The organism is bacterium (assembly GCA_040753555.1).
Lineage (GTDB): Bacteria > UBA9089 > UBA9088 > UBA9088 > UBA9088 > JBFLYE01.
The window spans coordinates 1-1,971 of record JBFMDZ010000300.1 but is presented as its reverse complement, the minus strand read 5'-3'; the positions used below and the strand labels follow the sequence as shown (position 1 = coordinate 1,971).

Below are 1,971 nucleotides of genomic sequence, written 5' to 3'. Positions count from 1 at the left end.
TCAAAGAATTTATGACTATCTCAGGATATACCTCGTCTACCTTAGAGCATAACATCTGGGAGAAGTGGTATGGAGAGGGTGCAATCTCTGCCATTAAAGCTATTCAGATAGCAAATGAAAGCAATATCCCAATTTATGATATAGATGCTTCTAATGTAAGTATGATTGATACATTCAACATCCCAGACCTTGCCAAACAAGACATAAAAAATGCAATCAATGCAGGAAACATAGCCAAATGTCCTCAATCCAGCATAACCTATAATGGCTGGCAAGGTATAGGCTACATCATCCAAGACCCAATAACCGGAGAGGCAAGGTATGAGATAGCGGATGTGAGTGGGGGGATAATCTTGATTTTGGCTCCTTCAGCTAAATCTTTGGATGATTTTTACGACATCCAAATGAAAGCCATAAATTATGCCCACGACCATCTGACTAATAATGTAGGAGACCCAATTCCTAATGATTGTGAAGCATTTGCTATTTTTGCCCAGAAATTAGCAAGCTTATGGGATGAATATGAAGGTATAGAAACTTCCATAAAGAAATTATTTTTCCTCCATAGTTTATACGACTTAAGTGTTAGTAATAAGTGGTATTATTGGCAGTTTGGTCTTTTGGGTTGGTCGGGACCAAGAATATTAAGGCCATTGTGGCTAAATACCCATTATGAAGGAAAATGGTGGCACGAGGGTAACACTATTACTATTATGACAGGTGGATATAAAATTTACGATTATGATGAATTATATAATCCTAAGTTGCTCGAAGAAGCTGTTTCTGGAAAAAAAGACCACTTTGTTTCTAATGCATTAAGTGTTAGTGGCGCTACTTTTATTGTTTATGAACTTGCCATTATTGGTGCTTTAGTATTAGAGGGATCAGAAAACGATATGGCGTATAATGCTCTGGGTGGTAAATTTGGAAATGGCATAATGGATGATACAATCCCTTTTTCTGGAGTAGAAGACTGGATTATGAAATATTTGCATGGACCTCTGTATTATTGGTTCAATAAATAAATAGAAAATGAACACCATAACAAATTTTATACTTGCTCATTATATAATAGGCTTTTTGTTATTTGCTATACTTCTTATTTCTTTCCTTGTTATATTATTCATTGTGGCAAATGATCTTAATAGAAGCAAGGGATGGAGTTTAAATGTTTTATCATTTTTAATTGCATTTTTGGTCATTGCTTCAATAATCATTTCTTGTTGGATTTTTCGCTCTTTACAACTTCCATTTGTTACAATCAATATCTTTTTCTTCTCTATTTTCAACATAATCTTTTTCCTTTTTATTCAGAGATTCAAAAGAGCATACATTACTATCCTTGGCCTTTTGTTTTTAAATCTGTTAGTAATCTTTAGTTTAGAGGGATGTGAAATAGAAGGTGCCCGACATAGTTGTGAAGATTTTTTAGGAGGACTAAGGAATACAATTGAATTATTTGCTGAGAGAGAAAAATATTATCCAGTAGAAGCAAAGGAAGTTTACCACGAAGATATTAAAATAAAGTGTAGTTTTACTAAAGCTCCCTATGAATGGACAAAAAACCGATACAAGATTGGAGACAGCCCTAATCTTATGCTTGTTTGGGATGGAAAACCACATGGATTTATTTTTAAATGGAGAAATGTAATTTTTGTTGGAAAGAGAGAGGTAAAAATGATTCCCGAAAAAGAATTCCAAAAACTCTTGAAAGAACAGCAAGGAGAGATAAAACAAAAATGAAATCTGAAAAAAGGCTAACCCTCTCTTACAAATCTGACCTAAGCCCATACAATTACCCCTGCTACCTGGTTGAGCTTATTCCAGTAATAAAGGTAGAGGGAGAAGAAAAGGCTATTGGTAATCCTGTTGGGGCAGGTTCTGACCAAACCCTAGCCATTGAGATAATTATCCCAAATCAACCCCCAGAGAAAATAACAAACACAATCATTGCTGGTGAATTCTATAACC

3 protein-coding genes are annotated in these 1,971 nt (G+C 34.8%); all 3 read left to right on the top strand.

Annotated elements, in window-relative coordinates:
* Nucleotides 1-1,025 (top strand): hypothetical protein (locus tag AB1630_12795; protein ID MEW6104667.1); only part of this gene is annotated, 1,025 nt, incomplete at its 5' end.
* 7 nt (nt 1,026-1,032) lie between these two features.
* On the top strand, nt 1,033-1,743 hold the full coding sequence (locus tag AB1630_12790) for a hypothetical protein (protein MEW6104666.1): 711 nt from the start codon (nt 1,033-1,035) through the stop codon (nt 1,741-1,743).
* Nucleotides 1,740-1,971 (top strand): hypothetical protein (locus AB1630_12785; GenBank protein ID MEW6104665.1); only part of this gene is annotated, 232 nt, incomplete at its 3' end. The genes AB1630_12790 and AB1630_12785, both read left to right, overlap by 4 nt.

Coding starts and splice junctions, on each gene's coding strand:
- AB1630_12790 (MEW6104666.1), top strand. CDS start 1,033: ATGAACACCATAACAAATTTTATACTTGCTCATTATATAATAGGCTTT.